The organism is Flagellimonas myxillae, assembly GCF_023502235.1.
GTDB classification, from domain to species: Bacteria; Bacteroidota; Bacteroidia; order Flavobacteriales; family Flavobacteriaceae; genus Flagellimonas; species Flagellimonas myxillae.
In genome coordinates this window covers 1,574,346-1,591,746 of the sequence record NZ_JAMFLY010000001.1, presented here as the reverse complement: position 1 = coordinate 1,591,746, position 17,401 = coordinate 1,574,346, and the positions used below count along the sequence as shown (strand labels likewise).

General features: G+C 43.0%; 13 protein-coding genes. 7 read left to right on the top strand and 6 right to left on the bottom strand.

Annotated features, from left to right (window positions below; translation table 11 throughout):
* Positions 1-4: 4 nt before the first annotated feature.
* Positions 5-655, bottom strand: coding sequence for a DUF4159 domain-containing protein (locus M3P07_RS07240; protein WP_249969228.1), 651 nt, complete (start codon positions 653-655; stop codon positions 5-7).
* A gap of 39 nt (positions 656-694) precedes the next feature.
* Between M3P07_RS07240 and M3P07_RS07235 the strand changes: the two genes are divergently transcribed.
* Positions 695-1,477: a DUF1223 domain-containing protein gene (locus M3P07_RS07235; RefSeq protein WP_249969227.1), complete on the top strand. Its 783-nt coding sequence runs from the start codon at positions 695-697 to the stop codon at positions 1,475-1,477.
* Here the strand turns inward: M3P07_RS07235 and M3P07_RS07230 are convergent.
* Both M3P07_RS07230 and M3P07_RS07225 read right to left on the bottom strand, forming a co-directional pair.
* Entirely contained in the window at positions 1,474-2,178 is a 705-nt protein-coding gene (locus tag M3P07_RS07230; protein WP_249969226.1) for a 16S rRNA (uracil(1498)-N(3))-methyltransferase, read from the bottom strand. The two genes, M3P07_RS07235 and M3P07_RS07230, sit on opposite strands and share 4 nt — an antisense overlap.
* A gap of 3 nt (positions 2,179-2,181) precedes the next feature.
* Complete coding sequence (locus tag M3P07_RS07225) at positions 2,182-2,508, bottom strand: TfoX/Sxy family protein (protein WP_249969225.1); 327 nt, start codon at positions 2,506-2,508, stop codon at positions 2,182-2,184.
* 362 nt (positions 2,509-2,870) lie between these two features.
* Between M3P07_RS07225 and M3P07_RS07220 the strand changes: the two genes are divergently transcribed.
* On the top strand, positions 2,871-4,016 hold the full coding sequence (locus M3P07_RS07220) for a putative metal-binding motif-containing protein (RefSeq protein ID WP_249969224.1): 1,146 nt from the start codon (positions 2,871-2,873) through the stop codon (positions 4,014-4,016).
* Positions 4,017-4,268: 252 nt separating this feature from the next.
* Here M3P07_RS07220 and tsaD read toward each other — a convergent pair whose 3' ends face one another.
* Positions 4,269-5,297, bottom strand: coding sequence for a tRNA (adenosine(37)-N6)-threonylcarbamoyltransferase complex transferase subunit TsaD (gene tsaD, locus M3P07_RS07215; protein WP_249969223.1), 1,029 nt, complete (start codon positions 5,295-5,297; stop codon positions 4,269-4,271).
* A 102-nt stretch (positions 5,298-5,399) separates the two neighbouring features.
* Between tsaD and M3P07_RS07210 the strand changes: the two genes are divergently transcribed.
* From M3P07_RS07210 to M3P07_RS07195, 4 genes are all read left to right on the top strand, one after another.
* Entirely contained in the window at positions 5,400-9,839 is a 4,440-nt protein-coding gene (locus tag M3P07_RS07210) for a translocation/assembly module TamB domain-containing protein (RefSeq protein WP_249969451.1), read from the top strand.
* Positions 9,840-9,968: 129 nt separating this feature from the next.
* Positions 9,969-10,955: a 6-phosphofructokinase gene (gene pfkA / locus M3P07_RS07205; protein ID WP_249969222.1), complete on the top strand. Its 987-nt coding sequence runs from the start codon at positions 9,969-9,971 to the stop codon at positions 10,953-10,955.
* A 21-nt stretch (positions 10,956-10,976) separates the two neighbouring features.
* Positions 10,977-11,978 (top strand): type I glyceraldehyde-3-phosphate dehydrogenase, encoded by a 1,002-nt coding sequence (gap, locus tag M3P07_RS07200; RefSeq protein ID WP_249969221.1) that lies wholly within the window; start codon positions 10,977-10,979, stop codon positions 11,976-11,978.
* 68 nt (positions 11,979-12,046) lie between these two features.
* Positions 12,047-12,898, top strand: coding sequence for an N-acetylglucosamine kinase (locus M3P07_RS07195; RefSeq protein ID WP_249969220.1), 852 nt, complete (start codon positions 12,047-12,049; stop codon positions 12,896-12,898).
* Here M3P07_RS07195 and M3P07_RS07190 read toward each other — a convergent pair.
* The gene (locus tag M3P07_RS07190; RefSeq protein ID WP_249969219.1) at positions 12,891-13,271 is read right to left on the bottom strand and encodes a RidA family protein; all 381 of its coding nucleotides are present in this window, start codon (positions 13,269-13,271) and stop codon (positions 12,891-12,893) included. The genes M3P07_RS07195 and M3P07_RS07190 overlap by 8 nt on opposite strands.
* Before the next feature lie 42 nt (positions 13,272-13,313).
* A complete protein-coding gene (locus M3P07_RS07185) occupies positions 13,314-15,878 on the bottom strand; it encodes a putative LPS assembly protein LptD (protein WP_249969218.1) in 2,565 nt (854 codons plus the stop codon).
* 262 nt (positions 15,879-16,140) lie between these two features.
* Here M3P07_RS07185 and M3P07_RS07180 point away from each other — a divergent pair, with 262 nt between their 5' ends.
* Entirely contained in the window at positions 16,141-17,337 is a 1,197-nt protein-coding gene (locus M3P07_RS07180) for an N-acetylmuramoyl-L-alanine amidase family protein (RefSeq protein WP_249969217.1), read from the top strand.
* Positions 17,338-17,401: the final 64 nt, after the last annotated feature.

The following is a 17,401-nucleotide window of genomic DNA, read 5'->3' as shown; positions in this document are numbered from 1 at the left end:
TCGCTTAGCTTTTAAATACGTATTCTATGATGTTGGATCCCATTTGCAGGGCTTTTAACCTAACATCTTCCGGGTCGTTATGTACGGATGGATCCTCCCAGCCATCCCCGAGGTCGCTTTCAAAGGTAAACAACAGCAGTAATCTACCTTGATCAAAGATGCCCAGGGCCTGCGGCCTTTTTCCGTCGTGCTCATGTACCTTTGGCAATCCTTCCGGAAACTTAAACTTTTGATCAAACAAAGGATGGTCCGCCCCGAGCTCTTGCAATTGTTTTTCTGGAAACACCTTTTTTAATTCCCGTACCAAATATGGCTCCATGCCATAGTTATCATCCACATGCAAAAAACCACCTGCCAGTAAATAAGTCCGCAAGTTCTCTGCTTCCTCCTGTGTGAAGAATACATTGCCGTGCCCCGTCATATGAATATAGGGATATTGGAAAATGGATATACTACCTGCCTCAACCGTTTGGGGTTCGGAACCCATCTTGGTCCCAATGTTCGAATTGCAAAAAGCAATTAAATTGGGTAGGGCAGTAGGGTTGGAATACCAATCGCCACCCCCTCCATATTTTAGTACGGCAATGTCCTGGGCATAGCACATGGCCGTCATAAAAAAAGTTAAAAAGAGCAAGCGGGCCGTAAGTAGTTTCATAATCCTCCGATTAACCTATGGACCAAATGTACAGTATTCATGATTAAAAAAATCATAATTTCTTCCATGGCCTTTTTGGGCATGTCTTTGGCGACTTTGTACCAAGCAGACAGCATGGAAATCGTTCCCGTGGTGGAGGATAGGGTGGATAGCATGGTCTATGAGCCCATAGTGGTTTTGGAACTTTTCACTTCCCAAGGATGTTCGAGTTGTCCCCCCGCGGATTGGCTTTTGGACAAGGTCAAGACCCAGTTCCCCGATGAGGTTTTTGCACTTTCCTACCATGTGGATTATTGGAATTATATAGGATGGGAAGACCCATTTAGCAAAGCGGAGTATACAGATAAGCAGAGCAGTTATACCAAGAAGTTTAACCACTACACGGATTATACACCCCAGTTGGTGGTGAATGGAAGGGAACATTTTGTTGGTTCCGATGCCCTTAAACTATATGCCAGTATCAATAAATATGCAGCAGAAAATCCTTCCAATAAAGTTAGGCTCAAGAATGTGCAATCCACTACGTCCGAAGTAAAATTTGATTATGCCGTTTCTGGACAGATTGAGGATAAAAAGCTTCGGGTTGTGCTGGTGTTGGAAGAACGTACAACCCAAGTCAAAAGAGGAGAAAACAGAAATAGGGCGCTCAAGAATAGCAATATTGTAATTTCCGAAAAGTACATTCCGTTGGAAGTAAAAAACGGAAGGGCCACCCTTCCCAAACCGCCCGTGGTTGTGTCTTCGGATAAAATGAGCGTAATGGCCATAGTGGAAGCTGATAATATGGACATTACCGCCGCAGACAAAGAACCTTTGTACTAATTATTGATAATGGCCACTGTGGTGCAAGCCACAATAGCGGCCGTTTCGGTACGTAGCCGATTATTGCCAAGGGAAACAGGAACGAACCCTTTATCACGGGCCAGAAGGATTTCATTCTGGGTAAAATCCCCTTCCGGACCAATTAGAATAGTGACATCCTTATCTGCGGCCACTCTTCGTTTTAATTCCATTTTTTCACCCTCGTCACAATGGGCAATAAAGGTGAGGCCCCCAAACTGCTGCTCCATGTACTTTTTATATGAAATGGCCGGATTTAATTTGGGTAGAAATGTCTGAAGGGATTGTTTCATGGCCGATTGGAGCACTCGCTCCATCCGATCCTGTTTGATTACCTTGCGTTCGGACCGATCGCAAATAATGGGGGTGATCTCGTCCACTCCGATTTCTGCAGCCTTTTCCAAAAACCATTCGTAGCGGTCGTTCATTTTGGTTGGTGCAACGGCCAAATGTAGTCTATAGCGTTTGGGCACACTTTTCTTTTCCGAAACAATCTGTGCTTTGCATTTACGGGGGTCCGCAATCAGGATTTCGGCCTCGTACAAATACCCATTCCCATTGGTGATCTGAAGAATGTCGCCTTCTTTCTTACGAAGTACTTTGGCAATGTGCTTGCTTTCTTCTGGGCTAAAAAAGAACTGTTTAAAACTGTTGTCCAAAGAGGGGTTGTAGAATAGCTGCATGGATTACAATTTACTTTTGGCGTGTTCCAATCCCAATTCAATCCAGCCTTGTAGTTGCTCTTCAGTTTTAAAACCCTCTGGGGACACAAAGATGAATTCCTTCATGGGTTTGCCTGTAAAATCCATTGGCCTTACAAAATCCTGCTGCAATGTAGCTTCCATTTTTGGGGAGATTACCCGTACCATCAAATCGTCCTTAACCGGTCCCACGGTCATTTTTCCGCCATGTAAAAAAGCAATGCCCCCAAACATCTTCTTTTCGGTAAAAGTTTCTGGGAAAAGTTTTATTGCCGCTCGAATTCGCTCTGCCAGTGCTTCGTTATAAGCCATGGAGTAAAGTTAAAGGTTGGAAGTTGAAAGTCCAAAGCCTAAAGTCGAAGGTTTGATTTTGAGTTTTAAATTTTAAATGTTCAATTCATTTCCCATTCAACATTTAAAAATTGAGAATTAAAAATTGCCAGGTTCAAGCTCAAGCTCAAGCTCAAGTTCAAGTTCAAACACAATAGTTCAGACTTCAGACCTCTGATATCCAGTTTTGAAAATCTTATGTCTAGCATCTCAAATCTCAAATCTAATCCCATATCCGTCAATTCAAAATGGGCATTCGTCAATTTGGAACTAATTAAATATGGGAACAGCAATACTTTGTTTGAAAATAAAATATTCATGTTCCAATTTAAATTCTATGTGTTATGAGAAAATCGAAAAAAATAAAACAGATTTCTTCATTTTTGGCTCTTGCTATCCTTACCCTGTTGCTATTTACATATAGCTCCTGTGGGAAAGATGATGACAAAGTCGATGATGAACCCACAGAACAATGTACCGAAGCCGATAAAATAACATACTATGCTGATGAGGATGGGGATGACTATGGTGATCCAAACAACACTATTAAACAATGCCCTAATGTTGCAATTCCAGATGGTTATGTAGCGGACAATACAGATTGCGATGATTCCGATGCCAACAAAAACCAAGATGAAACCACAGCATACCAAGACCTTGATGGAGATGGTTACGGCAGCCTGGAGGTCTCCACGGATGCCACTTCTTGTGATATCCCCAAGGACTATGTGTTGATTAGTGGTGATTGCAATGATTCGGACAATAACATCCATCCTGGAGCAGATGAAGACCCCTATGATGGGATAGACTCTGACTGTGATGGAACGGAGGAAACACCTCCTACCATTTGGGATGGCCCTGATTTTGATTTCGAAAAGGAGGCCAATGCAGATTGGACTGATCCTGATAATCAAGACATACTAACAGAAAATGTTGCAATTACGCGCCAAAATGATGGGCCTATTTACAATTACCAATGGTGGCAGGAAACTTTTGGAGAGGATGCAGTACATGTCGAATCTTTGGAATCATCAGACATCGATGCCATATTCTGGGGAGATTTGGATTATGCGATTAATCAAGATTTAACAGAAGGTCATCTACAAGGAGGGACACAAAGAGTTAGGTGGGCAATATTAGACCCTGGAGAAGGAAATTATGACAATACCGCTTGGGAAAATTTTAAATTTTATGGAATTCCTGGTATCAAATCCAATTTTTATAGTTTTAATAACATATTTAGTATGATTAATTTGCTAGAGTATGACAAAGACATAATTACTGGGGTTATTGATGATTTTACATTGGAAAAAAGCCTAAACATAGCAGTAGCTAAGAGCTTCAACAGATTAGAAGGAAAAAAATTAGCCTTATGGCTTGTTAAAGATAATATTTATCTTATTCTAACATTTAACTCGTGGGATACAGGATTTGAAATGCCGGGTGGAGCATTCTCCTATACCCGCTCCACACCTAACAATAACAACTAGTTTTTCAAACCTACCAAAATGGCCCTGGAATTTTGTTTCTGGGGCTTTTCTTTTTGCCAATAAACAATGAACAATTATCAGTAATCAATGACTATTTTCCTAAAGACTATAGATTAACTCAGATAAGTTCAATCTCAAGCTCAAACACAAAAATTCTGTCTACTGACTTCTGAAATCCATCCCGGAACATCTGGCATCCAACACCCAACATTCAAAATTGAACATTAAACATTGCTAATGACTAATTGAAAATCAACTACCGATTGCGTATCTCGCTTTGGCCGCTACACTTTGGTCCGTAAACCTGCCCTCCAGAAATTTTAAGTAACCTACAATTCCTATCATGGCGGCATTGTCGGTACAGTAAGCAAATTTTGGAATATAGGTTTTCCATCCCAGGGTTTCCTCGGCCCCTTTAAGCCTAGCCCTAATACCGGAATTGGCTGCTACACCACCCCCAATGGCAACTTGCTTTATCCCGGTTTGTTTTACAGCCAACTTTAACTTGCCCATCAATATTTCCAAGATGGTGTGCTGTACCGAAGCGCAAATATCCTTGATGTTTTCCTGCACGAACTCAGGATTTTTTTGGGTCTCCCGTTGTAAAAAGTAGAGAATGCTCGTTTTTAATCCGCTAAAGCTGAAGTTGAGTCCATCCACCTTTGGTTTGGGAAAGGGAAAGGCTTTGGGATTTCCTTCTTTTGCGTATTTATCCACCAAAGGTCCGCCCGGGTAGGGCAATCCCATAAGTTTGGCACTTTTATCGAAGGCTTCCCCAACAGCATCATCCAGGGTTTCCCCGAGAACCTTCATATCAAAATAATGGTTTACCTGTACAATTTGCGTATGCCCACCACTAATGGTCATGGCCAAAAAGGGAAATTCTGGTCTTCGGGTATCCTCGTCGGCAATAAAATGGGCCAAAATATGGGCTTCCATGTGATTTACTTCTATCAGGGGAATGTTTAGCCCCAACGCCAGGGACTTGGCAAAAGAAGTCCCCACCAACAATGAACCCATAAGTCCTGGGCCGCGTGTAAAAGCTATGGCCGATAGTTGATTTTTATCGATATTTGCTTTGGCTAAGGCCTGGTGAACCACCGGAACAATATTTTGCTGATGCGCCCTTGATGCCAATTCTGGGACAACACCTCCATATTGCTTGTGGATTTCCTGAGTTGCTACCACATTGCTAAGCACTTCGGTGTTGCAAAGTACGGCCGCCGAAGTGTCATCACATGAAGATTCTATGGCAAGGATGTATTTTTTTTCTGTAGCCACGGGTTTTGGAACAAAAATTGGTCGAGCAAAGGTAAAACATAAAGCCCTATCAAAAAATTAAGGAAAATACTGTTGCGCTTGGTATTGGCAATTCTGCTGATCATGGTCTTGGGGTCCTTAATTTTATCCATTCCAGCTGTTCAGACCCGAATGGCCCGATATGCCACTGAAACCCTCAACACGGAGTTTGGAACCAATATCAATATTGATCGCGTAAGCCTATCCCTCTTTAGCTTGAACACGGGTATCAAGGGAATTTATGTGGAGGACTATAAAAAGGATACACTCGTCTACATCGAAAAGCTCACCACCTCCATCCTGAACCTGAAAAACATGACAGATGGAAGATTGGAGTTTGGGGATATAGCAATAGACGGACTTTTCTTTAACCTGAAGACCTATGAGGGGGAACGGGATACCAATCTTGATGTTTTTGTGGAAAAATTGGACGATGGAAAGCCCCGTGCTCCAGGGACGCCGCCATTTTTTATGGCTTCGGATGAAATCGAGATTGCCGACGGAAAATTCAAGCTTACGGATGAGAATGCCGAAAAACAGGAAGTTTTGGATTTTGCCGACTTAGCTGTTGTGGCAAAGGATTTTCAGATTCTTGGCCCTGATGTCACCTTGGATATAGAACAGCTGTCGTTGCTCAGTAAAAAGGGAGTAAGACTTGAAAATTTATCCACCGAGTTCACCTACACCAAGGAGTATATGCGGTTTGAAGATTTGAATATCCGCACCAACGAATCTGAATTGCAGGGGCAATTGGTTTTTGAATATGACCGTGAGGACTTTAAGGAATTCTTGGACAAAGTCAACATAAAAGCGCAGTTTACCGAGTCCACTGTATCGCTGAATGATGTCAATAGCTTTTATAACGAATTTGGAAAGGATAGGTCTGTTACATTTTCTGGCGACTTTGGTGGTGTATTGAATGCCTTGGAAGTGAACAATCTCTTTCTGGAATCCGATCGGACGGGAATCCGGGGCGATTTCCAATTCAACAATATGTTCAGCAAGGATGCTCCCTTTGTGATGCAAGCGGAGATGAAAAATTTGACCTCGAGTTACTATCAATTGAGAGCCATTTTGCCCAATATTTTGGGGAAGACCATACCACCGCCCCTTCAAAAATTGGGTCAGTTTACCATTCGGGGAGATGCAGAGGTCACCGAAACCTCCCTGGACGTACAGGTGAACCTAAATACAGCTATAGGAAGCAGTTATGCCGATCTTCAGATGACCAACATCCAGACCAATGAAAATGCATCCTATATTGGTTTTATTTCCTTGATTGATTTTGACTTGGGCAATTTTACGGAGGAAGAGCAATTGGGCTTGACTTCCTTGGATGTGAACGTTGAGGGGAAAGGGTTCAATTCCGAGTACCTCAATACCGAGGTTATTGGACAGGTGTACAAGTTAGAGTACAACGATTATATGTATACCAACCTCAGGGTTTCGGGAATACTGAAGGAACAGCTTTTTGATGGCTCTCTGGTGAGCAACGATCAAAATGTGAAATTCAGTTTTAAAGGATTGGCCGATTTTGCGGATGACGAGAACAAGTTCAATTTTATTGCTTCCGTAGATCATATGGACCTTAAAAAAATGAACTTCATCAAGGACAGCGTTTCCATTTTTAAAGGAGACCTTAATATGAATGTGGAGGGAAGCACCTTGGATAACATTGTGGGGCAAGTACGCTTTTCCAATACCATATATCAGAATAAGAACGAAACCTATTACTTCGACGACTTTGCCATCACTTCCTCTTTCGACCAGGATACGGTACGTACTGTGGAAATAAATTCTCCGGATATCATAACGGGCTATGTAAGTGGGAAATTTAAGGTGAACGAGTTGGGCAGGTTGGTGCAGAATTCCATCGGAAGCATCTATACCAATTATAAACCCTTCGAAATTTCCGAGGGGCAGGAACTCAGTTTTAATTTTAAGATCTACAATAAAATTGTGGATGTCTTTTTCCCCGAGGTTGCCTTTGACCCCAACACCTTTATCCGGGGCGATATTGTGTCGGACGAAGGGGATTTTAAACTTACCTTCAAGTCCCCAAGCATCCATGCCTACGGAAACCACATGGATGATATCGAATTGAAAATCGATAACAAGAACCCCTTGTTCAATACCTTCCTTTCGGTGGCCGATATGTCCACCATATATTACGATGTCAAGGATTTTAATATGATCAATACCACCCTGAAAGACACCCTTTTCTTTAGAACGGAATTTAAGGGCGGTAGGGGATACGACGATAGCTATAACCTCAATTTTTACCATACCTTCAACAATGAGAACAAGTCGGTGATCGGGTTGAAGACTTCGGATATCAACTTTAAAGGAAATACTTGGGTATTGAATAAAGACGGGGATAGCAAGAACAAGGTAATCCTGAACAAAACCTTGGACAGTATCCGTATCGAGGATGTTGTAATGGACAATAACAATAGAGAACAGATTCGGCTCCGGGGCGAATTGGCCGATTCTACCTATAAGGACTTGGATCTGCAATTTAAAATTGTTTCCCTGAATAAGATTACCCCTCACATAGACAGTTTGCGACTGGATGGGTCGGTCGATGGATTCCTCAACATCCTTCAAAAAGATGGTAACTATTTACCGACTTCAAGCCTAAACGTCCGTGATTTTAGCATCAACAAAAACCGGATGGGGGATTTGGAAATTGGAATTTTTGGGAACAACGACCTTACCCAATTTGGAGTCAGTTCATGGTTGATAAACGATGGCCGCGAAATCATGAGTGTCAACGGAAAGGTGTTCAACAGGAACAAGCAGCAAGAACTCAATCTCTTTGCCAATTTTACCGATTTTGAACTGGAACCCTTTAGTCCCTTGGGCGATGGGGTCATTTCCAATATCCGGGGCAAGGTCAATGGCAATACACGTATTGTCGGAAACCTGGACAACCCCTCTATTAATGGAATCCTCAGTCTTAATGATGCCGGGTTGGGCATACCCTACTTAAACGTGGATTATGACTTTGCTCCCTATTCCAGGGTTCGCCTATTTGATCAGACCTTTTATTTTGAAGAAGTCAGGATTTCTGATGTGGTCGAAGGTACCCGGGCCACTTTGGACGGAACCATAAACCATACGGCATTTGGGGATTGGTCTTTGGATTTGGATGTGGATACCAACAATGACCGCCTCATGATATTGAACACGGACTTTGAGGAGGAAGCCCTGTATTATGGAACCGGATTTATAAACGGAACAGGGAGCATTTATGGCCCCACAGATGCATTGACCATAGCGGTGGATGCCACAACAGCTAGAGGGACTTCCTTAAAAATCCCCTTGAGCGATGTTACCACCGTAGGGGACTATTCCTTTATCAACTTTATTGAAAAGGGGAGTTCCGAGGCATCCAAGAAAGAACGGGTACTGGAAGATTACCAAGGCTTAGAAATGGCGTTTGACCTAGTAGTAACACCAGATGCAGAGGTGGAAATTGTGGTGGACCAAGATACGAGAAGCTCCTTGAAGGGTACAGGGGAAGGAATCCTTCTGATCGAGATCAATACCAATGGAAAATTTAATATGTATGGTGAATTTGTCGCCGTGACCGGGGAATACAATTTCAAATATGGGGGAGTTATAGATAAAAAATTCCAGGTGCGTCCTGGGGGAACCATTTTATGGGAGCGAGACCCCTTGGAAGCGCAGCTTGACCTGGAAGCCGTGTATCGTTTGAATGCCAATCCCGCACCCTTGTTGGATGATCAAGCTTACCAATCTAGGATTCCCACAGAGGTGGTAGTTCGATTGGATGGGGAGTTGGAAAGCCCGAATATCTCATTCGACATCGATTTTCCGGGAACCAATTCCGTGCGCCAAGCAGAGCTCGAATATCGACTCCAAGACCCCACGGTTAAGGAACGTAATGCCTTTTTCCTTTTGGCCCAAGGCACCTTTGTGGATGAAAACACCGGCATAAGCCAACAGGCAGTTACGGGGAACCTTATTCAAACAGCATCCGGATTGCTCAATCAGATTTTAGCGGGTGAAAATGACAAATTCAATCTAGGACTTTCCTATGAACAGGGTTTTGGTGGCGAGGACCCAACGGCTGTGCGAACGGAAGACCGCATAGGGGTGACCGTTTCCACCCAAATATCCGACCGCATCCTAGTAAATGGACGGGTAGGTGTTCCTGTTGGGGGCGGGGGATTGTCGGAATCCGTGGTGGCAGGCGATGTTGAAGTCCAGGTGATCTTGAACGACGAAGGGACCTTGAGTGCCAAAATCTTCAATCGGGAAAATCAAATACAACAATTTTTGGTGGAACGGCAGGGATACACCCAAGGCGTGGGACTTTCGTACCAAGTGGACTTCAATAGCTTTAAAGAGCTAATGCAACGGATTTTCAGTAAAAAAGAAGAAGGACAGGCCCCAAAGGAGGAAATAAAACAAGAACAATCCACGGAAATTATGGGGAAGGATAGTCTAATTCGGTTTACCCCAAAAAACAGCGTTACCAAAAAGTCATTCAAATAGGCCTATTTTTTTTGATTATTCAATAAAAATTTCACGAAAACGTTTGAGAATTTTATGGAAATCAAATTAGTTGGTATGTCATTCGTAAATTAAATAAAGTTTCCTAGTTTTGGCTTTTTAAATCTTTTAATGGCTTTAGAAATTAAGAAAATAGGCGTGTTCACGTCGGGAGGCGATTCTCCGGGAATGAATGCAGCCATTCGCTCAGTGGTGCGTACTTGCGCATATTTGGAAATTGAGTGTGTGGCCATTTATCGGGGTTATCAGGGAATGATTGAAGGTGATTTCAAAACATTGGACGCCCGTAGTGTCAATAATATTATCAATAAGGGGGGCACCATTCTTAAATCTGCCCGTTGTGATGAGTTCAGGACCAAGGAAGGGCGCAAAAAAGCCCACGATCAACTGGTGAAGGAAGGCATAGACGCCTTTGTAGTTATCGGAGGTAATGGTAGTTTCAGTGGAGCTTTGATTTTCAACGAGGAATACAACTTCCCGGTTATGGGAATCCCAGGAACCATAGACAACGATATTTTAGGCTCTACCTATACAATAGGGTTCGATACCGCAATCAATACCGTTGTTGAGGCAATAGATAAAATCAGGGATACGGCAAGTTCCCATAATCGACTATTCTTTGTTGAGGTGATGGGCCGCGATGTAGGTCATATTGCCCTTAATGCTGGAGTGGGAGCAGGAGCCGAGGAAATTTTGATTCCCGAACAAAACTTGGGACTGGAACGATTGGTCGAATCCCTAAAGCGAAGTAAAAAATCTGGTAAATCCTCCAGTATTGTCATTGTCGCCGAAGGGGATAGAATTGGAAAGAACGTTTTTGAACTCAAGGAATATGTGGAGGAACACCTTCCTATTTATGATGTTCGAGTTTCCGTGCTTGGCCACATGCAACGTGGAGGAAACCCAACTTGCTTTGACCGAGTTTTGGCGAGTAGGATGGGAGTAAAGGCCGTGGAAAGCCTGTTGGAAGGAAAATCAAATTATATGGTTGGGATTCGAGACAACAACTTGATTCTTACTCCTATAAGTGAAGCTATTAAAGCGCATACCGACATAGATGAAGAGCTCATCCGTGTGTCAGATATAATGACTACATAATTTAAACCAAATAAAGTAAAAATGTCAAATTTGAAAATAGGAATCAACGGATTCGGGAGAATTGGAAGATTGGTCTTTAGGGCAACCGTAGAAAGGGACAACGTTGACGTTGTGGCCATTAACGATTTGTTGGATGTGGAGCATCTAGCATATTTGTTGGAGTATGACTCTGTACATGGAAAGTTCGATGGTACAATAGAGGTAAAGGATGGTCACCTGGTTGTTAATGGAAAAACCATTAGGATTACTGCGGAAAGAGACCCGAAGAACTTGAAGTGGGACGAAGTAGGTGCGGATATCGTAGCTGAATGTACCGGTATTTTCACAACTTTGGAAACCGCTCAATACCACATTGATGGTGGAGCAAAGAAGGTTGTTATTTCTGCACCTTCCAAAGATGCCCCAATGTTTGTAATGGGTGTAAACCACCAGGATGTAAAAGCTTCAGACAATATCGTGTCCAACGCTTCCTGTACCACCAACTGCTTGGCGCCGATGGCCAAAGTGTTGAACGACAAGTTTGGTATTGTGGAAGGATTGATGACCACGGTACACGCGACAACTGCTACGCAAATGACCGTTGATGGTCCTTCTAGAAAAGATTACAGAGGTGGAAGAAGTGCACTATTGAACATTATTCCTGCCTCTACTGGAGCTGCAAAAGCGGTAACCAAGGTAATCCCAGAGCTTGAAGGAAAACTTACTGGAATGGCGTTCAGGGTTCCAACTGCAGATGTTTCCGTTGTTGATTTGACCGTGAAGTTGGATAAAGAAACTTCCTATGACGAGATCAAAAAAGCGTTCAAGGATGCCTCTGAAGGAGATTTGGACGGTATTTTGGGTTACACTGATGAAGCCGTGGTATCCCAGGATTTTGTGGCCGATGCAAGAACAAGTGTTTTTGATGCTGGCGCTGGGATGGAGTTAAACTCCACCTTTTTCAAAGTGGTTTCCTGGTACGATAACGAAACTGGGTACTCCAATAAATTGGTTGACCTAGCAGAGCACGTAGCTAGTCTATAAATTACTACTTTAATATAGAATTCGGGAAGAGAAATCCCCTCTTCCCGAATCCAACTAAATAACGGCTTATGATATTGATTGTTGACAGTGGCGCGACCAAAGCAGATTGGATTGCCTTGGATGATAAAGGAGAACAATTGTTCTTGACCCAGACATTGGGTCTTAGTCCTGAGGTGCTTACCAGAGAGGTTATCGAGGACCGTCTGGCCAATAACTTTGAGCTTGCCAAAAACAAGGATGTCGTTAGTCAGTTGTATTTCTACGGTGCCGGGTGTGGAACCGATAGAATGAAGAATTTCCTTAAGGATATTTTCAAGAATTTTTTCCCTAATGCCAAAACCGAAGTAAGGGAAGACACCTTTGCTGCTATTTATTCCACAACAAAAATTGGGCATCAGGGTATCGTATGTATTCTAGGTACGGGATCCAATTGCAGTTATTACGATGGGCACCAATTGTTCCAAAAAGTAACTTCTTTAGGATATATTTTAATGGACGATGGTAGTGGTAACTTCTTCGGTAGAAAACTGCTTAGGGATTATTATTTCCATAAAATGCCACAGGATTTGGGTATTAAGTTTGCCAAAGAATACAATTTGGAGGCAGACGTGATCAAGGAGAATCTGTACAAACAACCCAACCCCAATACCTATTTGGCCACATTTGCACGGTTTATAATCGAGAACAAGGATCATCCCTATTGCCGAGGTGTAATTGACAAAGGACTACAGCAGTTTGTCAACAATTACATCATGCAATTTGAATTGGCCACCAAAGTGCCCATCAATTTTGTGGGGAGCATCGCTCACTTTTTACGAGATGAACTTGCCACAGTACTCGAGCGCAATGATTTGATCCTGGGCGTAATCCGTCAAAAACCCATTGAGGGACTTATGGAATTCCACCGCGATACTATTTAACCGCGATCATAGAAATTTCCACATTCACAAACTTGGGTAGGTTGGCAACCTCCACAGTCTCCCTAGCTGGTGCGGTATCTGTATCAAAATAGGAACCGTACACCTCATTGATTTGTGCAAATTGGTGCATGTCCTTGACGAAAATCGAAGCTTTCACCACCTGCTCAAAAGTCATTCCCACCTCTTGCAGAATGGCCTTTAGGTTCTCCATGGACTGCCGGGTCTCTTTTTTGATATCCCCTTCCACCAAATCCCCAGTTTTTGGGTCTATTGGAATCTGACCTGAAATGTATAGGGTGTCCTTGATCATAACAGCCTGGTTGTAAGGACCGATTGGTGCCGGAGCATTAGGGGTATTTATAATTTTTTTCATGAAGTAAAGGATTGAAAAGACTAGGGCGCCAAGATAGCAAAATTACCTTACGCTCCTGAAGGGTTGACTTCGGTTTTCCCATTTAAGGTCGCTAAGAATAGAGGCCTTTATACCAATAAAAAAGTACCATCTTTCAAAGCGGCCAAAGGGCGTCCAGTCAAAACTCAACCTAAAACTGTTCAAGTCGCGTTTAAATGCGAATCGAGTATCCGCAAATCCCTTGTTCTTTAGGTCGTAGCCCGAAGTGACACCTACTTCCCATTTGGGGGTTAGTTTCACATTGCCATTGAACATTATGGAGTGGTTGGTAATCTCCTTTTGCCGGTTGCTGTTGTTATAGGTGGCTACATAGGTTACCCGCATATCCCAAGGTACTTGGTTGGCATAAAGTGGGTTGTTCGCATCGTCCGGATCCTCTTCCTCTTCCCGGCCAAAATTGGATTTTCCGTCCCGGGCACCTTTTAATTCAAAGAGGTTGGAGCTGTAATCTGGATCTCGGGATTTTGAGTCCTCCTTGGTTTTGCTGCCTCCTTTTTTGAACATTTCGCTGTCCAATCTAAACCCAGTGTTCAACCTAGCGGATGTCAACCTAAAAAGACTTCCCCCATTGTTGATGTTGAACGTATTTATTCTTCTTCCGTTGTTGTCTATCGCATACGGATCTAATGTGGCCGAGAAATTTATGGGGACATTTTTAATAATCTGGGTGGCCCCACTGATGTTGACCGGACTCAACTTCAGGGAATCTGCCTCAAAGTTGTAATTGGTGGAAAACGTAAGGTTGCTCAATATCTGTACTTTCCGGGGTTCCAATACCGTTGAATCCTTATCCCGTACCTTGGCTTCCAAGGTGTTCTGCAAGGAAAACCCGATGGAATTTCCTCGGCTTAAGGAAGGTCGCCCATAAATACTGGATTCGAATGGGGTGTACTGCACCTCATTGTCATCACCATCCGTATAGGTCTCATAGAACTTCTCAAACGAAGGTGCGTAGTTGTAGCTAATGGAGGGGCGTATCGTATGCCTAATGGCCTGGATTTTTTTATCCTCCCCAAAGTTGAAGGTTCCGTACATGACCGTCCCGATACTCGCTCCCATGCTATACCTATTAAATCGGTCGAATCCGGCAATGGTATCTGTTACTACGGTCTGCTCTTCTTCATCGAACCTACGATTGATGGTTTCCAAGGTCCATACATCCTCGTAGTTTCCGTTCAAACTAACACTGAGATATTTGGCAATTTTAAAGTTGGTGCCTAGAGGAATACGATGTCTGGCTCCCACCCGGGCATCCTCAAACATTTTGCTGGTAAAAAAGTCCTCTTCCGTAGTGGTGATGCTGTTTTGGGCGTTAACATCGTATTGAAAGTTGATGTTCTGAAAAATACCCTTTTTGATACCATCCCGTTTGGCAAACGGAAAAATTCGCTCCATACTGGCCTGAAAGGTTGGCAAGGACATGTTTATGGCCTGGGTTCTCGAGTTTTGCGAGTGGGTCAAGGTTAAACTGGTGTTCACCGATGGGTAAGCCGGAAAGGTCTTGGAATAACTTATGGATGAGGCAAAGGTATTGGTCTGGGTGTTGGACCGGTTTACCTGATTCAGGGAGTTGGTAAAGAACTGGCTACTACCAAGGTTAACCGAAGCGGAAAATCTGGAATAGGGACTTGCCTTGGGGTCTTGGGTATGCTGTATTCGAATGTTGTAATTACTGGTCCGGCTAAAATCATCGAATCCCTTTTGGCTCCGAATCAGGTTTTCATAGCTAAAGTTCACATTGCCCCGAAATTTATATCGCTTCATATAAATTGAATTCGCTTTGAAACCATAGCTGCCGTTGGTATAGAAATCTCCCGTGACCTGCAGGTCCACATATTCACTTATAGGGAGGTAATAGCCACCATTCTGAAGGAAATATCCCCTTTGGGGATCATTACCGAAAGTCGGGAATATTAAGCCCGCAGTCCTTCCCACACTTAATGGGAAATAGGCAAAGGGCAAAGCCACAGGGGTGGGCACGTCCACAATGTAAATATTACTGAACCCGGCAATTATCTTCTTTTTTGGTACAAATTTGGCCTTTCTGATTCTGATGTAATAATCGGGATCTACTGTATCTTTTGAGGTGGTGAGTTTACCTTCGCTCAAGAAGTAGACCGAATCGTTTTCTTTTTTGGTAATCTCGGCATATACCTTCATAGCATCGCTGCCCAATTGCCCAAGACCGGCTTGTTGTTCCGTTCTGGAATTCCAAATCAAGGCTTTTTGGGTATCAAAATTAAATCGGATGGAATCGGGTCTTACCTCTTGGGTACCTTGTTTAAAGAAGGGTAATTGGCTATAGGTACCCGTGGAATCCTTCATTCGGCCCGCATATACCTCATTTTTAATATAATCCATTACGATCACCCCTGCTTTCAGTTCTGTATCCTGATAATAGATTTCTGCTTCGTTGAACAGGTATATTTTATTTTCCTTTTGGCTCAATCGTACGTAATCCTTGGCCTTGTATTTTATTTTATCCAAAAGAAAGGGTTGGTTGCCGGCAACGGTATCAACCGCTACAGAATCGACAACTATGGAGTCGTTAAGGATATTGGCGGGCATCAAAGGAGCCGTTATACTATCCTGTATAGGATGTATGGGCAAAGGGATTATAGGGTCTTCCTGAGCTCTTAGAATTAGGGTGTTACCAAGAAGAACAAATAGGAAAACTAAAAAATGTTTATTTGATTGCAACGCGATAAATCCTATTTTTGTGCTAGTTTGGCTCAGTTTTTGGGCTCAAACTTACATATATTTTTTGTTCTGTTGATTGGGGATTACAATAATTTTAACCATAGCGGAGCGCCTTTATTGTACAGTTCTTATGAATAAAAGTTGGTTATCTTTTCTTATCGTTCTATTCGTGGTTGTTCCCCTGACTTCGTTTACCAAAAATGATATCGAAGTACCGCCCAAAGATAAATTTGTTGTAGTCCTGGATGCGGGCCATGGAGGACATGATCCTGGTAACTTGGGTAATGGATATCTAGAGAAGAACATTGCCCTGGGCATTGTGTTAAAAGCCGGTGCCGAACTCGAAAAACATGCCGATGTTAAAGTGATTTATACCCGTAAGGACGATAGTTTTGTGGATTTGTTTGTTCGTGGGGAAATAGCGAACCAGGCCAATGCCGACCTCTTTGTTTCGGTACATTGCGATTCCCATAACTCCGATGCACATGGAGCAGGAACTTTTGTTTTGGGATTGCATAAAAACCGACAGAATTTTGAAGTTGCCAAAAAGGAGAATTCCGTGATTTACCTTGAGGACAACTATGAGCAACGCTATGCGGAATACGACATCAATTCCCCGGAATCGGTAATAGGTCTTACCATTATGCAGGAAGAGTTTTTGGAGCATAGCATATTGCTGGGCAAACGACTTCAAGATAATTTTACCAAACAATTGCAAAGAAAGGACCGAAAAGTGAAACAAGCAGGTTTCATCGTTCTGCACCAGACCTTTATGCCGAGCGTTTTGGTGGAGGCTGGTTTCCTGACCAATAAAAATGAAGGGAGCTATTTAAACTCATCCAAAGGACAAAACGAAATGGGCAAGGCCATCGCCGATGCTGTTTTGGGTTATAAAAGGGATATGACCACTGGAATTGAGACAGCTTCCAGCGCTGTGGTAATTGAGGATTCCTCGGGTGCAGTCCACATGACCACCAAGAAGGAGGATGAGCCCAAACAGGAAACAGCGGAGGAAAAGGTCCCGGCCAAGGAGGTTGTTGTTGCTCAAAAAGAGGAAAAGAAACCCGCAGCGGCATCAGGGGTGACCTTTAAGGTACAACTTATGGCCAGCGCCAAGAATATTCCACTTAAGGGAGAGAATTTCAACGGACTGGAAACCTTGTCCAAAGAACCGTATAAAAACCTCTACAGATATATGTACGGCAGCGCAAGTTCGTATAGCGAGGCTAAACTTCTTAAGTCCCGTGCTGATGCTAGGGGATATACTACTTCGTATATTGTTGCCTATAAAAATGGCACTAGGGTGCCGTTAAAGTCGGTGTTGTAGAAGGGGATAAAAAGCTTGGCAGCCTTGTCAAAATTATTCCTAATTTTGTTTAGAACCGTAAACC